This window comes from Terribacillus aidingensis (assembly GCF_900215625.1).
In the GTDB taxonomy this organism is placed as follows: domain Bacteria; phylum Bacillota; class Bacilli; order Bacillales; family Amphibacillaceae; genus Terribacillus; species Terribacillus aidingensis.
Genome location: NZ_OBEK01000001.1, coordinates 1,031,693 through 1,048,428, shown reverse-complemented (window position 1 = coordinate 1,048,428; position 16,736 = coordinate 1,031,693). Strand labels below are relative to the sequence as shown.

The following is a 16,736-nucleotide window of genomic DNA, read 5'->3' as shown; positions in this document are numbered from 1 at the left end:
CCTCCTCCAGTTTACGCGTTAATTGTTTCGTCTTCGATGTTAAGCTCTTGTTTAATCCAGTCATATCCTTCCGCTTCCAAACGTTTAGAAAGCTCAGAACCGCCGGATTTAACGACACGGCCTTGCATCATAACGTGTACGAAGTCAGGCTCAATGTAGTTTAGCAAACGCTGATAATGGGTAATAATTAGGCATCCGAAGTTTTCGTCACGCAATCTGTTAATACCTTTTGCAACAACTTTCAGCGCATCGATATCAAGACCGGAATCGATTTCATCAAGAATACCGATTTCAGCTTTCATCATAAGAAGCTGAAGAATTTCATTACGCTTCTTCTCACCGCCGGAGAAACCTTCATTCAAATAACGCTGTGCCATGTTTTTATCCATCTCAAGGAAGTCCATTGCTTCGTCCATTTCTTTGATGAACTTCATCAATGGAATTTCGTCTCCTTCTTCACGGCGTGCATTAATAGAAGAACGCAAGAAGTCAGAGTTTGTTACACCGCTGATTTCACTTGGGTACTGCATAGCAAGGAATAGACCGGCACGAGCACGCTCGTCCACTTCCATTTCCAATACATCTTCGCCGTCAAGCGTGATGCTTCCGCTTGTTACTTCATATTTTGGATGGCCCATGATTGCGGATGCCAATGTGGATTTACCAGTACCGTTTGGTCCCATTACCGCATGGAATTCCCCGCTTTTTATTGTAAGGTTTACACCTTTAAGTATTTCCTTATCTTCAATCGAAACATGTAGGTCTTTAATCTCTAAAACTGAACCTGCCATTATTAACCCTCCGATAGCTGCTATTTTATAGATTTTGATAATGTTTATTTAAACACATTATCAATTTATTCTCATTATAATCTTAAAGCATTGTACAACCTTTATCAACTTTTTTACCAGATAAAAACACGCTTTTAACATGTTCGTCTTCTATTGTAACACATTTCTATTTTCGACAAAAAATAATGCCCTTGTTGAGAATCCAACAAAGGGCATGAGAATGTTATTCTGTTGTATCTACAGGCAGGATAGCACCTTTGTATTCTTCTTCAATGAATTGTTTGATTTCATCAGAATGAAGAACATCCATTAATTTTTGCAGCGCCTCGTTCTCTTTGTCTTCCGGACGTGCCGCAATAATGTTGCCGTAAACAGAGTCTGTTCCTTCAAGAATCAGTGCATCTTCAGACGGTGTCAAATCAGCTTCCAAAGCATAGTTTGTGTTGATAACAACAAGCTGATTTTCTTCTCTTTCGTATGTTTCAGGTAGAATCGCGGGATCTACTTCCATGCTGAATTTCAAGTTTTTAGGGTTCTCGTCAATATCTTCAAAAGTAGCCTCCACAGGTTTGACGCCATCTTTAATTGTGATAAGTCCTTCTTCTGCGAAGATGGATAGCACGCGGCCTTGCTCCGCTGGGTTACGTCCCATCAATACTTCTGTTCCATCTTTAATATCATCAACTTTTTTAATGTTTTTAGAATAAACACCCATTGGCTCAAGATGCACAGCACCAAGACTGATAAGATCTTTGTCTTCGCCTTCTGTTTCTTGATTATAATTATCTAGATACGGAATGTGCTGGTAGTAGTTCGCATCAAGGTCCCCGTTTGCCAAGTCTTGGTTCGGGAAAATATAGTCCTGGTACTCTTCAATTTGAAGATCAATACCTTCATCTTCCAACAGCGGTTGTGCTGCTTCAAGGATTTCTGCGTGCGGTGTACTAGAGGCACCAACTTTAATTGTTTTGTCGTCTGAGCTGCTGTCTGAAGAATCAGAAGAACCGCAGGCAGCCAGGAAGATCATACATGCAGCGGATAAAATAACTAATAATGACTTTTTCAAAGTAAATCGCTCCTTTAACGTTTATCTAGTTTGTTGGAAATAAAGTCACCTATAAACTGGATGACAAATACCAATATGATAATTAAGACAGTACACAGAATAACTACATCTGTCTGACGGCGCTGGAATCCATAGAAGTAGGCAAAGTCACCTAATCCGCCAGCTCCAATCACACCTGCTACTGCCGTGGAACCGATAAGTGCAATTGCTGTAACTGTGAGTCCCGAAACCAAAGCTGGAATTGATTCTCTCAGCAATACTTTCACCATAATAGTTGAGTGCTTCGCTCCCATTGCTTTTGCTGCTTCTACTACACCGTGATCAACTTCTTTAAGTGCAATCTCTACCAGTCTTGCATAAAATGGTGCTGAACCAATAATCAAAGCCGGCAGAGCTGCCGATGGGCCGCGAATGGTACCCATTAGGAAATCGGCAAAAGGCAGCAGCAGCACAATGAGGATAATAAACGGAATTGCCCGGAAAACGTTCACGACTGCTGCTACAATTCCATAAACAATCTTGTTCTCCCAAAGTTTCCCTTTACTCGTCAGGTAAAGCAATAATCCAAGAATAATACCAATAATAAATGTACCAATCAATGAAAGAATGGTCATATAGAATGTCTCATAGATGGCTGTGTTCAAATCTGCAATATCTACATTAGGGAACCATTTCTCAAACAAGCTCCTGCACCTCCGCTTTTACATTTGCACTGCGGATGAAGTCCAGTGCTTTCTCCACTTCTGTTTCACTGCCTACCAGCTGTAAAAATAAGCTGCCGACTGCACCGCTTTGTGTCTGAAGGACGTTACCTTGCAGAATGTTGATGTCTACATTACATTGTTTCGCAGTCTGACTGACGATTGTCTGATTCACATTCTCGCCTGAGAAAGAAAGTTTAATAATTGTTCCTGTTCCCTCATTCAATACTGCTGAAGACAAGGACTCGTATTTTTCACTTCCGTCCAGCTGCTGCACAAAACGCTTCGTGACTGCCTGCTGCGGGTTCTGGAACACATGCACAGCATCCCCTTCTTCTACAACTTTACCCGTATCCATAACGGCTACACGGTGACAGATCTTACTGATTACGTTCATTTCATGTGTAATAAGGATGATTGTCAATCCTAGACGTTTGTTGATGTCTACTAACAGGTCTAAGATAGAATCAGTTGTTTCCGGATCTAGTGCAGATGTTGCTTCATCACAAAGCAGTACTTTCGGGTCGTTCGCAAGGGCGCGGGCTATACCGACGCGCTGCTTTTGACCGCCGCTCAGTTGAGATGGATAAGCATTTTCCCGGCCTTTCAATCCAACTAACTCGATTAAATGGTCTACTTTCGCTTTTCGTTCCTTCTTCGGCACTCCAGCAATTTCCAATGGAAAAGCAATATTCTGGTGCACGGTTCGGGACCAAAGCAAGTTAAAGTGCTGGAAAATCATTCCGATTTCTTGTCTGGCAAGCCGCAGTTCATTCTTTTTCTGTTTAACAATGTCTTTGCCATCAATAATTATTTCACCAGAAGTCGGTTCTTCGAGACGGTTCAGCAGGCGTACGAATGTACTTTTACCAGCACCGCTGTAGCCGATAACGCCGAAGATCTCACCTGAATCAATCGTCATATTGAGTTGATCGACTGCTGTAATATTCTGTTTTTTCGTGCGATATGTCTTGGAGAGGTTCTTGATTGTGATCAATTCCGCTCCTCCTTTCTACGTTGCTTCTAGGCATAAAAAAAAGCGTCTTTTTGTTTGAGAACAAAAAGACGCTTCCTACGTGTCAATAATTGTTCTCTCATCTGCACAGGTTTCCCTGCAGGAATTGGCACCATACAGGATTACCTGTGGTTGCCGGGCTTCATCGGGCCAGTCCCTCCGCCACTCTGGATAAGAGTTTCGTATATGATTGCTAAATTGGAGTTTAGCATTAGTCAATAATTCTGTCAATATATTTTACAGACTTTTCTCTGCACCAAGAAGCAGCAGCGCCTCCATTAGCAGAATATGCTGATAATCACCATCGACAGCTTGCTCGGTCCGGAGACTGCGCAGTTTTTTCGTACCCATAAGCAGTTGCTGCACCGTCTGTTCATCCGTTCGGATATGCAGCAAATCATAAGGCTTTGGAGCAGGCGTTGTGAGGCTGCTTCGATCAATATACAAATCGTAATGGTTATGACCCCAGTCAATGAAGACCTTCAGCCGTTTATCATTGCATAACGGCAGTAAATCTTCCCTCTCTTCAATTTGCCGTTTTAGCTTCGTCAAATGTTCAATGATCATCCTGCATCCCTCCTCCACCTGTATTTGGCTCTTTACACCCTATTTTCCTGCAAGAAAAAACAGCTTTCCGCAATAGAAAGCTGTTTTATTCGCTGATTGTCTTTGCCAGCATATGCTGTACAGACTGAAAGGCATATGTCTTATCTTTTACTTGGCCATCTTGGAAAGTAATGAGACAGGGTACACTTTCAATTTGATGCTGCTGCATAAAGTCCGGGAACAAAGAGGCGTTAAGTTTATGATAATATTCCATTTTCATGACCGCCTCTACTGCCAGCAGCATTCTTTCAGCCAGCTGGCAGGTGCCGCAAAATGGCGTATGCACGAAGATCCTTGCCTGTCCCTCTTGGATTATGGACTGGACATCTGTTTCGACAATATTAATAATTCATCCCTTCTTTCTTCAGACGAGGAAGAATGGATGCACCATGATACTTCTGCTAAGCAGGGCTGTGGCCAATTCGGGGGCCGGGGTAGCCGCTACCTCTCGATAGGTTCTGTCTACGTAAATATGCTGGGCATGCGGCAGCTCTCGGGCTAACTGTTTTCGCAGCTTCTGACCGGCGCTATCCTCATCCACCATAATATATACTTCCTTGTGATCTAAGTCATAGTCATACAACAGCTGCTCCAGCCGCTCGATTCCCAACGTGCCATTGGTGCAGATAATTGTCACTTCCTCATCGATGATCTTCCTTATCTGCTCTTTATCCGAACGTCCTTCTACGATAATGACTTTTTCCTCATCACCCATTTTGGCATCACCTATTCTGATCGATATTTAATTGCTTCTTTGCCCGCGCTCCGAATAAAGGCAGCTTAGCAATGACGCTTGCCATATTATATGAACAGAAACCGCCGCCCTTGCCAACAGATATCAACAAGGGCTCCAAAAATTAATCTTCTTTGATTTTTGCCTCATATTCTTCAGTGGAAAGAAGACGCTCAAAGGCTGCTTCATCGTCTGCTTCTATTACAATCATCCATGCTTTCTCATATGGGGATTCATTTACGAATTCTGGGCTGTTGTCCAAGTCCTCATTGACAGATACGACTTTACCGCTGAGCGGGGCATACAGTTCAGAAACTGTTTTGACAGATTCCACGCTGCCAAATGGCTCATCCGCTTTTAATTCGTCACCAACCGACGGAAGCTCGACGAATACGATGTCGCCTAGTTCATCTTGAGCGAAGTCAGTAATACCAATGCGGTACTGGCTGCCTTCTTCTTTTTTGATCCATTCATGTTCATCTGTATAACGAAGATCTTTCGGTAAGTTGCTCATAATAATTCCTCCACCTATTTTCTACAAGAATAGCTAACATATTTACTATAAAAGCTAATAACTAAAATTACCACCGTTTCAGCTTAATTTGCTGCTGTCACAGACGTATATACCTCTGGTTTAAAGCCGACAGCTGCTTGACTTTCCCCGATGAGGAGCGGACGTTTGATTAGCATGCCATTCTCAGATAGCCAAGCTTTTAACTGCGCATCATCCGCTTCTTTGATTTTGTCTTTGTAGCCGCCTTCGCGGTACACTTTGCCACTTGTATTAAATAATTTCGTCAATGGCAGGCCGCTTTTATCCGCTGCTTTCTGCAGCTCTTCCGGACTTGGCGGCGTTTCTGCAATATGTATTGCTTCATAAGGGACTTGGTTCTCCTCGAGCCACTTTTTCGCGTTTTTGCATGTACTGCAATTTGGATACCAATAAAATCGGAACATACAGATCTCCTTCCTCTTAATACTGCTATTTTAGCATAGTCCTCTGCTGCATGGGTGCAGAATAATCAGCAGGAAATCGGGAACGATAAATAGGAAAAAGGAGGGGTTTTCGTGCCATTAGATAATAAGCAAGATGTGATGCTCCAGCCGCCGGAAATGATTTCAGGAAAAGATTTGCTGTATTTAAGTGATATGCTCAATTGGAACTTGAATGCAGCTAAAAAAGCGCAGCACGCTGCCAGTGAATTGCAGCTGACAGATGCGCAGGAAGCATTGCACACTGTTGGTCAAATGCATCAGCGTCATTACGATATGCTGCTGGAGCATTTAAAAACCAAACCGCTCAATTAAGGAGGTAACAAGATGTCAGAGAGCCAAAAGGTCCAGAATACCCAAACACCTGTACCGACGACACAAGACATGAACGACCGTGATCATATTACCGATTTGCTGGCCACAGAGAAATACATGACAGCATCTTATAGTACCGCGTTAAACGAAATGAGCAATCAGTCATTGTATGAGACAGTTGCTCGCATATTTAAGGAAACCCAGGATGCGCAGCGCAATCTGTACAATCTCATGTTTCAGCATGGCTGGTACAGCTTAGAAGAAGCCCCTCAGCAAAAAGTAGAGCAAGCTTACCAGCAGTTCAGCCAAACGCGTCAAGAACTGCCGTATACATGAAAAGCGAACGGACAATCTGTCATGGTTGTCCGTTCTTGCTGCTTGTGCATCAAAAGATTTTGTTGACGAAATAACTTCAACCTAGTAATATACTTGCATGTGCAACTTTATGGAGCTATCTGAAAGGAGCAGACCATGAACACGAGAAATGACGAGTTGGGTCTTCTTTTATCACGAACTTATTTGTCCTTAAAGCGGGAAACATCACGCATGCTTCAGCAATTCGAACTGACACCTGAACAATTCTCTCTTGTTGCTGAATTGGACAAACAAGATGATGTCACGCAGAAAGAACTTGCTGATGTGACCGAAAGAGAGCAAACGACTGTTACCAAAATAGTTGATAAGCTAGTCAAGAAAGGCCTCGTCAGCCGCAGGCATGATCCACACGACCGGAGAGCTATCCGCTTGCTGATTACAGACGCAGGACGGCAATTGGTTTGCGAGATCATTCCAAAGGTAGACGAAATTGAAACGAACGCGTATCAAGGTTTTCATCAAGAAGATATAAAAACGCTGCATACTCTGATTCGAAAACTGCATCAGAATTTGCAGTGATTTTTTTCGCTAAATACATGCACATGCACTTAAATTATAGTTAGGAGTTTTATTTTGCGTTTACAACCTTTACGGGAAATGATGAAAATCCCGAATACAAAAGTAGGAATCGCTTTTGCTATTATTGTCCCTTTACTATTTGCTATTATTTGGCTGACTGGCTATCACAATGCTACGACTCACTTCGACCGCCTGAAAGTCGCTGTAGTAAATGAGGACGGCAGTCAGGCTGATTCAGTTGCAGAACAAATGACGGCAAATTTACCGTTTTCTGCGGAAGTTATCTCCTATAAGGATGCACGAGAACAGCTGGATGCGAATGACATCACCATGATGATCGTTATCCCGGAAGCATTCACGAAGCACTTAGCCGCACAAGAGGATACTTCTCTGGAATTTCATATGAACAGTGCCGATTCACAGGTTGCTTTATCAGCAGCTGAAAGTGCAGCTCGACAGATGACTGCCTCTATCGGCGGTTCCCATGTACAAGCAGATATTATTAAAGAAAATTCCATTCGTAACTTTGCTACGTCCATGGTACCAATGATGTTAGGTTTCATCGTATTCATTGCTTTCATGACAATGAACATCCAATTTAATATCGTCACACAAATTTTGAACCGCAAATTCGGCAAGTGGCAAGTCTTCTGGAATAAACAGCTGCTTCTGGCTATTATCGGTGTTGTTGTACCAACAATTATTGTTACCATTCATGCCCTTGCGAATGATACAGCTGCCTCTTACATGCAATTATGGGGATTTGAGCTGCTTGTAGCGTTTGCTTGCATCAGTTTCACACAGATGAGCTTTGCTATCTTCGGCAATGCCGGTGCTTTGTTCAACGTTGCTATGATTCCGTTCATGCTAATGACTGCCGGCAATATTATTCCTGTAGACATGCTATCTCCTGTGTTTCATGTTATAGGAAATATTCTCCCTGCATCAAACGGGGTACAAGGATTTGCACAGCTTATCTATAATGGAGAAGGTGCAGCTGCAAACATTCTTCACCTTCTATTCATTTTGATTATTACATTTGCATTAACTTGTGCAGCAGTTATGCTGAAGAAACAGCAAGTACAATATGTTGCAAGAGACAAAAAATCTGCAGAAGTGTAAGCGTCATAGAAAAGTCCAATCTTTATGAGATTGGACTTTTTTATTTCATTAAAGAATCCCCCACGCCTTACCGCATCACCAATTGCTAGCAATACATCACTTCCCATGACACAAATCGAAACGATTATGATTTACAAATCGAAATGATTACGATAGAATAGTCTCTTGTGAACAAGTACGGAATTAGAAAGGTGATAGAAAATGGAATCTATCCTTCATATAAACAATATTAATTTCTCTTATGAAAATAAAGCTGCTCTGCGTGATGTTTCACTTGATGTAAAAAGCGGCGACTTCCTTGGTTTGATTGGACCAAACGGCGGCGGAAAAACAACATTGATAAAATTGGCGCTTGGACTTTTACAGCCAAACAAAGGCACTATCGAGCTCTTCGGCGAGTCGGTATCTTCCTTTAAAGATTGGAATAAAGTCAGTTTCGTTTCCCAAAAGGCGACCTCCTTTAATAAAGCCTTTCCTGCAACAGTATTTGAGGTTGTCTCAATGGGTCTTACGCCAAAGATCGGTTATTTTAAACGATTCACTGCAAAACATCGGGCAGCAGTAAAGCAAGCAGTAGCGCAAGTGGACATGTCAGATTACTTGCACCAGAACATTAGCAGCTTGTCTGGCGGACAGCAGCAGCGTGTGTTTATCGCACGATCGCTTGTTAGCCAGCCCGAATTAATTATTCTGGATGAACCAACTGTCGGGATCGACCATGCCAATGTCAAAGGTTTTTACGAATTGCTGCATCGCTTGAATAAAGAGACGGGGCTTACATTAGTCATGATTACCCATGATCTTGCCGGCATTGCACAGCATGCTTCCAAGCTCGTTTATTTGGATCAGCAAGTTCAATACGAAGGCAGTCCCGAGCACTTCACGCTTCCTGAAACCGATTTCCATGTATTGCGGGGTATTCGAGCATGATTGCTGATTTTCTTCAATTCGAGTTTTTACGTAATACATTATATACTGGCTTGCTAATCGGCTTAATTGCTCCGCTTTTAGGATGCTTTATCGTTGTTCGCAGGCTTTCCCTTATCGCTGATGCTTTATCACATGTTACTTTGGCTGGTATTGCATTTGGTTTGCTGCTTGAGAAGAAGATGGCAACACCTGTGCTGTCACCGTTTTATGCAGGACTCGGTTTCTCTGTTCTGGCTTCCTTACTTATTGAGAAGCTTCGGAATATGTTTCGTAACTTCGAGGAAATCGCCATTCCGATTATTCTTTCCGGAGGGGTCGGACTGAGTGTTATATTTATTTCCTTGGCAAATGGGTTCACGACTGACTTATTCTCTTATTTGTTTGGCTCTGTATCAGCTGTGAGCAGCGAAGATTTACGCGTCATCTTGGTCATCAGCGTGATTGTACTGCTTGTCATCGGTATCTTGTATAAACAGCTGCTTGTCCTCTCCTTTGACGAAGAGCATGCTCGTGTGAGCGGCTTACATGCACGTGTGATCCACTTTATCTTCATGCTGCTGACTGCTTTAGTAATAGCTGCCAGCATCCGTATCGTCGGCGTGTTACTTGTCTCAGCGATGATGACTATTCCAGTAGCAGCTGCTATCCGTTTGGCAAAAGGCTTTAAGCAGACAATTATCTTATCTATTCTTTTCGGTGAAACATCCGTTATTGCCGGCTTGTTTTCTGGTTATTATTTCGAAATTCCGCCCGGAGGTACGATTGTTGTAGTGTCCATTTTGATTCTTCTGTTCAGTTTTCTGGCACAAAAGATCATGCTGATCACAAAACGGAATCGTGCATTTCAGAAAGGGGTATCTTGATGCAAGTGGATGAAGGTATTGCTATTTTAAAGAAGAACGGTCACAAGTACACCGACAAACGTGCAGACATTCTTTCCTATTTTGTCCATGCCAAAGGGTATCGCAGTGCGAAAGCGCTTCTTGCATTTATGGAGACAAGCTATCAAGGCATCAGCCTGGATACAATTTACCGAAACCTCCGGCTGTTTGAGCAGCTGGAATTGTTGGAGTCACGGGAAAAGAACGGCGAAAAACTGTTCAAAATTGCTTGTAAAAGCGGCACCCATCATCATCATTTTGTCTGCGAAAGCTGCGGGCTGACCAAACCGCTCGATAAATGCCCGCTGCCAGTTTACACAGAAGAACTCGCAGATTATCATATTCATACACACGCTTTCGAGCTTTATGGACTATGCCCGACGTGTCATCATTCGTAAGGAGTCGATCAAAATGCCAATTATTACAGTGAAAATGCTGGAAGGCCGTACCGATGAACAAAAAGAACAAATGATAAAAAAAATGACAGAAGTTATGGTTGAAACAACAGGCGCTCGCACAGAAGCAGTGACAGTAGTGATTGAAGAAATGAATAAAGCGAACTATGGCCACGCAGGAAAACGATTATCTTAAAAAGCAGTATGCCGACAGGGCATACTGCTTTTTTAAGATATAATTATTCCGTACATTCCGATTGTCTTTATTTTGCTTGTCTCTCATTAGTTACAAATACAGCCTCTTCCTATTATCCAACAAAAATGTACCTTAAATGCTACGATTAACTTTTCTTTTTATGTTTCATTAATTACTTCCCATTATAATCGTCAAAAATAATCCGAACGTTGGTAGAAAATTGGTAATTGAATGCTTATAATTAATTTATCACTAAAAGGAGGTCATTATGAGACGATTTTCAATTTCATTGGTTGCAATGCTTCTAACTATCTTCGCTTTGCCATTATCAACTTCGGCTTCAGCATTATTTCCCAATACTTCAACAAACGGGATTATGGGATTCGCAGGAAATGCTAAGTATGATAATGGCCTTTGGAAAGAAAGTACGGCTGGCGGTAAAGGTGGTAGAATTGTCTATATTAACGACTTACAAGAATTAAGATCAGAAGTAAAAGGTTCCACCCCAAAAATTTTAGTGATTGAAGAAAATATTCAGGGACACGGAAAACAAGAAGTGCAATTAGGAGCCAATAAAACAATTGTCGGTTCCTACAAGAATCGAGTTTTAAAGAACATCTACTTACAAACAACACCAGAATCAAAGAACATTATTATTCAAAATGTGAATTTTCGTCATAGTAAGTCAATTAATGGAAATAATGATATTCAACTTTACATAACACACGGCTATAATTATTGGATAGATCATGTTTCTTTTGATGGTCATGACTACGATCCAAATGGACATGATTTGGATAAATTACTTTATGTTGGTGTAAAAGCAGATTATATAACAATAAGTAATTCCAAATTTCAAAATCATCGTTATGGACTCATTTTAGGTTATCCTGACGACCATTCAAATTCTTACAAAGGATATCCTCATATGACCATAGCAAATAACTTTTTTGAGAACTTATATGTGCGAGGACCTGGATTAATGCGTTATGGTTATTTCCATGTTAAAAATAATTATGCGAATAACTTCCACCTAGCATTTACAATCGCAAACCAGGCTACAATCTATTCTGAAAATAACTACTTTGGTGTTGGCTATCAAGGAGGCGGTATTCTTGATGACAAAGGCAACGGTTATTTCAAAGACGTAGGCAGTTACCCCTCCTATAGTTCAAAATACTATAGACAGACATCACCATCTACGAATTGGAATCCATCTAACTACTATAGTTACCAAGTAAATAGTCCTTTCTATACGAAAGAATTCGTCCAAAAATATGCAGGATCTTCAAACCAAAAATTAGTATTCGGTCATTAACATGTGTGGCTGGACAGAACCAGTTAACTAAAGAAATGAAATAGGCGACCTTCTCCGGATTCGAAGAGGTCGCCTATTTCTTATGCTAAATTTTCGTTATTGTTTAAAAATTTAAAAGGGAAATTCTTACATTTAAAACATTGTATATAGATGGTGGTTTACCAATAAACGGTGAAGAATCTTTATTCCGTCACTAGCTAGTTATGTTCCACTCCCGCTTATTATAAAATCACTTCCTCCAGCACTTTTCGTTCTTCCTGTTCAAACAGATTCTTTCCTTCCATATGCTGGACTTGCTTCTGCATATAGCTTTCTATCATTTTTGCTTCTTCTTTATTTCCAACAAGGTGGATGCTCTTCCATTCTCTTTCTTTCGCTAACTTGTCCAGACTCGGCGCCAAAGATTTATACCAGCGCTTTTGATTTGCTTCGATGCGGTTCTCGATTGTATCCTTCTTCGATCCTTTACCGCCCTTTCCTTTGATTGACAAGGCTCGCTGCGGACTTGCTTGCACCTTCCATTGCTCTGTGTCGAGATCCATCTCATACAGCTTGGTCTCCCTTACCTTCCCGAGTACTGCATCTATGACTTTCACTTGATTCTTCTGCACAAGGATAACGCCTGATTCCGGGAAAGTTTTGTACAGACTGCGGAACTGATCAAGCTTGGGCTCTGTTTCCCAGAAAAACTCGGTTGCCACTGGCATTTGCAAGCATTCAGCAAACCATATGCCGTCCGCTGAAGCAAAAAAGACACAACTTTTCTTCATACTTTGACTATTATCTTCCAAGAAGGTCTTCACTTTATCTTTTACTTTTAGAAACTGCTCCCGTTCATCTGCATCATTTTCAAGATAGGCTTCAAAGTTTTTCAATCCGTTCTTCACGTGTATCTTCCACTCGCCTCCCGTCTGATCACGATTGGCTGGATCTGTGTTGACATACATGCTAAGTACTTTCTGAGGGTGGCGGCTGGCTTTTTGTGCAAGTTGCTCCATTTCCAATGCGTAACACAAACTGCAATCACTCCTCTTCCTGATTTTGCTTTATGCAATGCTTATAACACTACTTACCACCCTCACTTAAGTTAAAACGTTAAAAAGGACCTGAATTAGGGAACAATGGAAAGATATAATCACGTTACGATAAGGCTGTGAAAAATTATGTTAAAACGCACCCGGACACAGATCTTGCAGTTTACCTCAATTGGCGTGCTGAATGCCGCGGTTGATTTAGTTGTACTTAATATATTGCTACTTATCTGGCCTTCCAAAAATAATTTACTTCTTATACTTTTTAATACAATTAGCTACCTGGCATGTATCTGGAATAGTTATTACTGGAATTCCAGATTTACTTTCCGAAACCAAAAGCAGTCCAATACAACGGAGAAAGGGATGTTCTTCGCCCAAGGTTTAGTAGCGTTAGTCATTAGTAATCTTGTCTTCCTGGCCGGTTTGTCTATCCTGCGGAGTCTGACTTTTATAACCCTTCCTGCTTATGTGGATAATAATATAGCAAAAGGCTTGGCAATGTTTCTCTCCTCCGCCAGCAGCTTTTTGTTTATGAAATATATCGTATTTAAGCGCAGAAAATAAAGGAGAGGCTGGGACAAAACGAGATTACTTCAGTATAAAAGCGAACGATTAATACACCATATTTTTAATGAATTCCTCTGACGGCTGCTGCCTCTCCAGCTTTTGCTGTTACCGTTGGGCAAGAATAGCTTTTAAAGTAAGACACCGACAAGAAAATCGCTCCTTATTTTCGAGGAGTCTTACTATTCCGCCTACACTTAGCGAAAGTTCTCCGCACACAAATCAGTGTATTTCCGAAACGGTGCACTCATCTTCGTTTCCAATCCAAAAAATCCAAACAATCCTGCTGTTAGTTGCAGTGTTGTTTTAATTTTTATATAGCTTAAACTGTTATGTCCCCAGCCTCCTTCTTCTCAAGCACGGATAATCGCTGTACGACAAATAACACATTTTATATATTTGTTGCACCTGTGTATACCTTTATTCAAAAGTGGACATATTGTATAAAAAAAAGCAGCAGGTGAATTTGGAATGAAACATGTCAAAGCCATACTTCTAAAAGGAATATTTGCGTTCGCGGTTCTTTACCTTTTTGCAGGCTTATTCTATCAATTACCGCTCTCAAAAGTAGTACAGCTCACAGCTATTCTTACAGTGATTGGCTACTTGATTGACATGGCATTGCTGCCAGGCAAGACAAATAAAATGACAGGATGGCTGGACAGTATTTTCTACAGCTTTGTCTGCTGGATGCTGATTTCTCTTGCCGCTGATAGTATGGTGCATCCTTTGGTCGGTGCCATTCCGGCAGGCTTATCTTTAGCCAGCATGGATGGAATGTTTCTGCATGCCTATGTGCGGAAATATGTAATTAGAAATGGTCGTGATCAGTACTATAATGTTATTTTCCTAGATCAGTTCCGAACAGGAATTGCTGGCGAACTGCCAATAAGAGGACCGCAAAAGGACTAAAATCACTGACCATAAAGGAAGCCCGCGGAATAAATTCCGCGGGCTTATTTTTATGCTTCTGGATCCCATTTGATGATTAGGCCGCACTCTGTAAGTCCGCCGCCGAATCCATATAATAAAATGGTGTCACCATTCTTGACCTTATTTTCCTGCAGTGCAAAGTCAAACGCTAATGGAATCGTTGCAGATGAGGTGTTACCTGCATACGCCATACTAGTTAATGTTTTATCAATTGGATAATCCAAACGATCACATATGGATTCTACCATCCGCATATTCGCACTGTGCGGAATAAACCAATCAATATCATCCATTGTCAGGTTGGCTGATTCCACCAACTTTTTAACACCTTTTGGCACTCCTGAAACGGCCCATTTGTAAACTTCCCGTCCATTTTGAACCAATTTACCAGGATTAGCGAGCTCTTCGCCATTCATTGTCGTTGAAACACCTGTTTGATAAAGATGGCGTCCGCCTTCTCCTTTCGTCCCCATATGGTAAGAGAAGAATCCAGGGTTCTCCGCATCGTATTCTACTAATGCTGCACCCGCGCCATCACCAAACAGAATACAGCTTGTGCGATCTGTATAGTCCGTAATCTTAGAAAGCGTCTCTGCTCCTAAGACAAGGATTTTTTTGTGTAATCCTGCTGTTATAAGCCCGTTAGCCATGTGCAATCCGTAAACAAAACCAGCACATGCTCCGCCTAAGTCAAGTGCACCCGTGTTCTTCAGACCCAGTCTGGCTTGCAGCTGACTGGATACACTCGGAAATTTATATTCACCTGTTACTGATGCTACCAGAATCATATCAACATCTTCTAAAGATTTGTTGAAGTTCTTCGCTAAGTTAAGCGCAGCCTGTTCACATAGATCAGTTACAAATTCATCTTCTCTTGCGATTCTTCTTTCCTTAATACCTGTACGCTGAACAATCCATTCATCAGAAGTTTCGACCATTCTTTCGAAATCTGCATTTGTCAAAACCTTTTCTGGGATATATGTTCCAATCGCAGTTACGCGAGCTTTGGATTCCATGATATCTGCCTCCTTCACATCTGCCTACATTATACCATCTAGTTTTAATACCTGGTACTAAAACGAAGGAATTTCTTTATCTTTTTTTGGAATTTGCAGCTTGGGACGCTAGTAATTCAACTACCGCATCATCCATGGGCGGATTATGCAAACCTGCTCGTACATCCCGATAATGCTGTTCAAATGGCTGATTTTTGGCTAATCCTCTTCCTCCGGCAATCCGCATCGCCAGATCAACTACCTTAACGGCTGCCTTTGTTGCATTTACTTTTACTGCAGCTAGTTCTCCTGCCATTTGCTGCCGTTTTTCAGGAAAGCTATCCCACAAGCTTGCAACATGATACATAAAATGTCTTGCCTGCATTAATTCTAAATCCATTTCTCCGATTTTCTCTCTAATATGCGGCACATGAATGATCGGCTTATCAAGTGTGTTTGGCTGGAATTCCTGCGCAAACTGAAGCGCTTCGTCACGAGCGCTTTTAGCAATCCCGAGATAACAAGCAGGAATATGCAAAAGTGACCCTTTCGGTCCGGATTTCGTTTTGGTTTTTTCTACAAAGCATTCTGCTGGAACATGTACATTTTCCAGAACCAGATCATCACTGCCTGTTGCCCGCATTCCCATTGGATTCCATGTTTTTTCGACAGAAACCCCATTTATTTCCCTGGCAATTAAAAAGCTTCCAACAGTATCCTCTTCTTCTGCATATGCTGTCACAAGGTAATAATCTAAATCAGCTGCCATCGACGTAAATGTCTTGCGTCCATTCAGGATATATTCATCTCCGACTCTTTTCGCACGCGTTTCCGGAATGCCCCCGCGAGTAGGACTTCCTGTTGCTGGTTCGGATGCTGCTCGGTTAACAATCTTTCTATCCTGCACCACTTCTTGCAGAAATCGCGAAAACGTGGCTGCAGGCCAGTTTGCTTTCTCGCATAAGTCCTGCATCGTACTAAGATGCCAGCCGATAGACAAAGCAGCAGCACCATCACCAGCTGCCAGCGTTTCCTGAGCCAGCAAAAAATCGTGTAAATTTGCACCGTCTCCTCCTTGTTCTCTAGTAACCGTCAGCAATGTATACGCAGTGGTACGGAAAGTATCAAGCACTTTTTCTGCTAATCTCGCTTGTTCATCGCCAATGCTTTTATACGTTCTAGCTACATTAGCTACTTTGCTCGCTTTTTCTATAATATGTACATTACATGGAAAAATCATACCGCATCCTCCTC

At 41.7% G+C, this 16,736-nt stretch carries 23 protein-coding genes and 1 riboswitch; of the genes, 11 read left to right on the top strand and 12 right to left on the bottom strand.

What is annotated here, in order from left to right:
- Positions 1-11 precede the first annotated feature (11 nt).
- From sufC to CRO17_RS04965, 9 genes are all read right to left on the bottom strand, one after another.
- Positions 12-791, bottom strand: a complete 780-nt coding sequence (gene sufC / locus CRO17_RS05005; protein ID WP_097039847.1) for a Fe-S cluster assembly ATPase SufC — start codon at positions 789-791, stop codon at positions 12-14.
- Between the two features lie 223 nt (positions 792-1,014).
- Positions 1,015-1,857 (bottom strand): MetQ/NlpA family ABC transporter substrate-binding protein, encoded by an 843-nt coding sequence (locus tag CRO17_RS05000; RefSeq protein ID WP_245864608.1) that lies wholly within the window; start codon positions 1,855-1,857, stop codon positions 1,015-1,017.
- 14 nt (positions 1,858-1,871) lie between these two features.
- Positions 1,872-2,540: a methionine ABC transporter permease gene (locus CRO17_RS04995; RefSeq protein WP_179636840.1), complete on the bottom strand. Its 669-nt coding sequence runs from the start codon at positions 2,538-2,540 to the stop codon at positions 1,872-1,874.
- Positions 2,533-3,555 (bottom strand): methionine ABC transporter ATP-binding protein, encoded by a 1,023-nt coding sequence (locus CRO17_RS04990; protein ID WP_097039845.1) that lies wholly within the window; start codon positions 3,553-3,555, stop codon positions 2,533-2,535. The genes CRO17_RS04995 and CRO17_RS04990 overlap by 8 nt, the downstream gene beginning before the upstream one ends.
- A 94-nt stretch (positions 3,556-3,649) precedes the next feature.
- Positions 3,650-3,751: riboswitch (SAM riboswitch) on the bottom strand.
- Between the two features lie 59 nt (positions 3,752-3,810).
- A complete protein-coding gene (locus CRO17_RS04985; protein WP_097039843.1) occupies positions 3,811-4,140 on the bottom strand; it encodes a hypothetical protein in 330 nt (109 codons plus the stop codon).
- 85 nt (positions 4,141-4,225) lie between these two features.
- On the bottom strand, positions 4,226-4,492 hold the full coding sequence (locus CRO17_RS04980) for a thioredoxin family protein (protein ID WP_342748961.1): 267 nt from the start codon (positions 4,490-4,492) through the stop codon (positions 4,226-4,228).
- 51 nt (positions 4,493-4,543) lie between these two features.
- Positions 4,544-4,894, bottom strand: a complete 351-nt coding sequence (locus tag CRO17_RS04975; protein ID WP_097039838.1) for a ribonuclease M5 — start codon at positions 4,892-4,894, stop codon at positions 4,544-4,546.
- Positions 4,895-5,036: 142 nt separating this feature from the next.
- Complete coding sequence (gene gcvH, locus CRO17_RS04970; protein ID WP_097039836.1) at positions 5,037-5,426, bottom strand: glycine cleavage system protein GcvH; 390 nt, start codon at positions 5,424-5,426, stop codon at positions 5,037-5,039.
- Positions 5,427-5,509: 83 nt separating this feature from the next.
- Entirely contained in the window at positions 5,510-5,869 is a 360-nt protein-coding gene (locus tag CRO17_RS04965) for an arsenate reductase family protein (RefSeq protein ID WP_097039834.1), read from the bottom strand.
- Positions 5,870-5,980: 111 nt separating this feature from the next.
- Here CRO17_RS04965 and CRO17_RS04960 point away from each other — a divergent pair, with 111 nt between their 5' ends.
- From CRO17_RS04960 to CRO17_RS04920, 9 genes are all read left to right on the top strand, one after another.
- Positions 5,981-6,220: a hypothetical protein gene (locus CRO17_RS04960; RefSeq protein WP_425444397.1), complete on the top strand. Its 240-nt coding sequence runs from the start codon at positions 5,981-5,983 to the stop codon at positions 6,218-6,220.
- A 12-nt stretch (positions 6,221-6,232) separates the two neighbouring features.
- The gene (locus CRO17_RS04955) at positions 6,233-6,556 is read left to right on the top strand and encodes a spore coat protein (RefSeq protein ID WP_097039832.1); all 324 of its coding nucleotides are present in this window, start codon (positions 6,233-6,235) and stop codon (positions 6,554-6,556) included.
- A gap of 135 nt (positions 6,557-6,691) precedes the next feature.
- Positions 6,692-7,114, top strand: coding sequence for a MarR family winged helix-turn-helix transcriptional regulator (locus CRO17_RS04950; RefSeq protein WP_097039830.1), 423 nt, complete (start codon positions 6,692-6,694; stop codon positions 7,112-7,114).
- Positions 7,115-7,168: 54 nt separating this feature from the next.
- Positions 7,169-8,236: a YhgE/Pip domain-containing protein gene (locus CRO17_RS04945; RefSeq protein WP_097039827.1), complete on the top strand. Its 1,068-nt coding sequence runs from the start codon at positions 7,169-7,171 to the stop codon at positions 8,234-8,236.
- A 201-nt stretch (positions 8,237-8,437) separates the two neighbouring features.
- Positions 8,438-9,166 carry a metal ABC transporter ATP-binding protein gene (locus CRO17_RS04940; protein ID WP_097039825.1) on the top strand — a complete coding sequence of 243 codons (729 nt, stop codon included), beginning with the start codon at positions 8,438-8,440 and terminating at the stop codon, positions 9,164-9,166.
- A complete protein-coding gene (locus tag CRO17_RS04935; RefSeq protein WP_097039823.1) occupies positions 9,163-10,029 on the top strand; it encodes a metal ABC transporter permease in 867 nt (288 codons plus the stop codon). Before CRO17_RS04940 ends, CRO17_RS04935 begins: the two co-directional genes overlap by 4 nt.
- Positions 10,029-10,445, top strand: a complete 417-nt coding sequence (locus CRO17_RS04930; protein WP_097039821.1) for a Fur family transcriptional regulator — start codon at positions 10,029-10,031, stop codon at positions 10,443-10,445. Before CRO17_RS04935 ends, CRO17_RS04930 begins: the two co-directional genes overlap by 1 nt.
- Positions 10,446-10,458: 13 nt before the next feature.
- Positions 10,459-10,638, top strand: coding sequence for a 2-hydroxymuconate tautomerase (locus tag CRO17_RS04925; RefSeq protein ID WP_245864606.1), 180 nt, complete (start codon positions 10,459-10,461; stop codon positions 10,636-10,638).
- A gap of 268 nt (positions 10,639-10,906) precedes the next feature.
- A complete protein-coding gene (locus tag CRO17_RS04920; RefSeq protein ID WP_097039816.1) occupies positions 10,907-11,956 on the top strand; it encodes a polysaccharide lyase family 1 protein in 1,050 nt (349 codons plus the stop codon).
- A 221-nt stretch (positions 11,957-12,177) separates the two neighbouring features.
- Here CRO17_RS04920 and CRO17_RS04915 read toward each other — a convergent pair whose 3' ends face one another.
- Entirely contained in the window at positions 12,178-12,972 is a 795-nt protein-coding gene (locus CRO17_RS04915) for a VLRF1 family aeRF1-type release factor (RefSeq protein ID WP_245864604.1), read from the bottom strand.
- A gap of 147 nt (positions 12,973-13,119) precedes the next feature.
- On the opposite strand from CRO17_RS04915, the gene CRO17_RS04910 reads away from it, so the two are divergent.
- Entirely contained in the window at positions 13,120-13,554 is a 435-nt protein-coding gene (locus CRO17_RS04910; RefSeq protein ID WP_097039814.1) for a GtrA family protein, read from the top strand.
- A 471-nt stretch (positions 13,555-14,025) separates the two neighbouring features.
- Positions 14,026-14,466 (top strand): DUF2512 family protein, encoded by a 441-nt coding sequence (locus tag CRO17_RS04905; protein WP_097039812.1) that lies wholly within the window; start codon positions 14,026-14,028, stop codon positions 14,464-14,466.
- Positions 14,467-14,516: 50 nt separating this feature from the next.
- Here the strand turns inward: CRO17_RS04905 and CRO17_RS04900 are convergent, their stop codons facing one another.
- Both CRO17_RS04900 and CRO17_RS04895 read right to left on the bottom strand, forming a co-directional pair.
- Positions 14,517-15,503 carry a ketoacyl-ACP synthase III gene (locus tag CRO17_RS04900; RefSeq protein ID WP_097039810.1) on the bottom strand — a complete coding sequence of 329 codons (987 nt, stop codon included), beginning with the start codon at positions 15,501-15,503 and terminating at the stop codon, positions 14,517-14,519.
- Between the two features lie 76 nt (positions 15,504-15,579).
- Positions 15,580-16,722: an acyl-CoA dehydrogenase family protein gene (locus CRO17_RS04895; RefSeq protein WP_097039807.1), complete on the bottom strand. Its 1,143-nt coding sequence runs from the start codon at positions 16,720-16,722 to the stop codon at positions 15,580-15,582.
- Positions 16,723-16,736 lie beyond the last annotated feature (14 nt).

Excerpts from the sequence above, each read along its gene's own strand:
- sufC (WP_097039847.1), bottom strand. The coding sequence starts at position 791 with ATGGCAGGTTCAGTTTTAGAGATTAAAGACCTACATGTTTCGATTGAA.
- CRO17_RS04985 (WP_097039843.1), bottom strand. The coding sequence starts at position 4,140 with ATGATCATTGAACATTTGACGAAGCTAAAACGGCAAATTGAAGAGAGG.
- CRO17_RS04975 (WP_097039838.1), bottom strand. The coding sequence starts at position 4,894 with ATGGGTGATGAGGAAAAAGTCATTATCGTAGAAGGACGTTCGGATAAA.
- gcvH (WP_097039836.1), bottom strand. The coding sequence starts at position 5,426 with ATGAGCAACTTACCGAAAGATCTTCGTTATACAGATGAACATGAATGG.
- CRO17_RS04965 (WP_097039834.1), bottom strand. The coding sequence starts at position 5,869 with ATGTTCCGATTTTATTGGTATCCAAATTGCAGTACATGCAAAAACGCG.
- CRO17_RS04955 (WP_097039832.1), top strand. The coding sequence starts at position 6,233 with ATGTCAGAGAGCCAAAAGGTCCAGAATACCCAAACACCTGTACCGACG.
- CRO17_RS04950 (WP_097039830.1), top strand. The coding sequence starts at position 6,692 with ATGAACACGAGAAATGACGAGTTGGGTCTTCTTTTATCACGAACTTAT.
- CRO17_RS04940 (WP_097039825.1), top strand. The coding sequence starts at position 8,438 with ATGGAATCTATCCTTCATATAAACAATATTAATTTCTCTTATGAAAAT.
- CRO17_RS04935 (WP_097039823.1), top strand. The coding sequence starts at position 9,163 with ATGATTGCTGATTTTCTTCAATTCGAGTTTTTACGTAATACATTATAT.
- CRO17_RS04930 (WP_097039821.1), top strand. The coding sequence starts at position 10,029 with ATGCAAGTGGATGAAGGTATTGCTATTTTAAAGAAGAACGGTCACAAG.
- CRO17_RS04925 (WP_245864606.1), top strand. The coding sequence starts at position 10,459 with ATGCCAATTATTACAGTGAAAATGCTGGAAGGCCGTACCGATGAACAA.
- CRO17_RS04920 (WP_097039816.1), top strand. The coding sequence starts at position 10,907 with ATGAGACGATTTTCAATTTCATTGGTTGCAATGCTTCTAACTATCTTC.
- CRO17_RS04910 (WP_097039814.1), top strand. The coding sequence starts at position 13,120 with ATGTTAAAACGCACCCGGACACAGATCTTGCAGTTTACCTCAATTGGC.
- CRO17_RS04905 (WP_097039812.1), top strand. The coding sequence starts at position 14,026 with ATGAAACATGTCAAAGCCATACTTCTAAAAGGAATATTTGCGTTCGCG.
- CRO17_RS04900 (WP_097039810.1), bottom strand. The coding sequence starts at position 15,503 with ATGGAATCCAAAGCTCGCGTAACTGCGATTGGAACATATATCCCAGAA.
- CRO17_RS04895 (WP_097039807.1), bottom strand. The coding sequence starts at position 16,722 with ATGATTTTTCCATGTAATGTACATATTATAGAAAAAGCGAGCAAAGTA.